This window comes from Exiguobacterium sp. E4787 (genome assembly GCF_018618375.1).
GTDB classification, from domain to species: Bacteria; Bacillota; Bacilli; order Exiguobacteriales; family Exiguobacteriaceae; genus Exiguobacterium; species Exiguobacterium chiriqhucha.
The window spans coordinates 1-1238 of sequence record NZ_JACSLY010000034.1 but is presented as its reverse complement, the minus strand read 5'-3'; the positions used below and the strand labels follow the sequence as shown (position 1 = coordinate 1238).

Sequence of the window (1238 nt, the reverse complement as noted above, 5' to 3'; positions counted from 1 at the left end):
GTGTCGCAACTTAAACGTTAGGGTGAGATTATGGTTGCTGGCAAGTCCTTTTTCTTTTCTAAAATAGGAGTGCAGAGTTGTGTACGTTTCCGTTGCACACTTCTGCACTCCTATTTTGCATTACACAATAGTATCAATTTTAATATATGAGAGTGGATAAGATGTCGAAGAATAAAACATATAAGCAACAATATTACAATATGTCGCAAATATTTTCGGTCTATAATTACTATTCATATTTGCTATTTTATTTATATCTTTGTAAAAAACTTTTGCAAATCCCATGTCTTCATCTTTCCCAGTAGGTTTAATAAAGTAAGTATTTGCGTGCTTTAAGTGATTTATTTGATTCACCATCTCAATATCTTCATATATTTCTATATGACCTTCTGCTTGAAGTCTTAGAAGGGATTGGTTAGTACGTATTTTTGTCGAGCTTTGTTCCAGGTTCATTCCTAGGCATTTCATTAACTGATTCACTCCAGTAAGTGCGACTCCTTGAAAGTTATTAGCAAGTGTCTTAATTACCGCTAAATGATATACATCTAGATCACCGTACTTGCCCAGTTTTTTCGTTTCAATTAATGACTTAGAAAGCATGATGAATGACTCTCTATTTTCTTCCTGCAATGATTTTGATGAATTATTTTTACCCAACTTACTTTTACTCCATTTCTACTTTTAATTTTTTTACTCTTTAGATTAAGTAGACAATCCACAATTCATACAGCAAATGAGGCTCCGACGAATGCTGTTCATATTTATATCTACTTATATTTTTGTATCTAATTTATCTTCTATCTATTCCTTACTTATTATCACCAAAATATCTATATAATTTCTGGGATATTTAACTTTCATGGTGTACCTGGTTTACAGGTGTCTTTTTTTAGAGATGTATCCAAAATCTAAGTGTAGTTATCGAATAACCGAATAAACCCTAACCAAAATTCAGGTACGATTTTTATTTTGTTAGTTAACTCGTAATGTTTTTTTGGAGTTTACTTAACTCTAATTTCAGTAAACTCCTTGTCGGCAATTCTTATTTTAACTTCAGTGAAGTTCCGATTCTTCACTTTCTCAGCAATATGATTTAATAGCATTGGTCCTAGTGTAATCAACGCTGTTAAAATCCCTTATATCAACGTATTAAAAATCCCTCAAATTAATGGATAATGAGTCTGACAACCTGAAAATGGAGTGTGAGACACATGATCCGAAGTGAGGGATTTTTTATG

1 protein-coding gene is annotated in these 1238 nt (G+C 32.0%); it reads right to left on the bottom strand.

Annotation, left to right across the window (positions count from 1 at the left end; genetic code table 11):
• Positions 1-120 precede the first annotated feature (120 nt).
• On the bottom strand, positions 121-657 hold the full coding sequence (locus KNP80_RS15745) for a hypothetical protein (RefSeq protein WP_214835084.1): 537 nt from the start codon (positions 655-657) through the stop codon (positions 121-123).
• Positions 658-1238 lie beyond the last annotated feature (581 nt).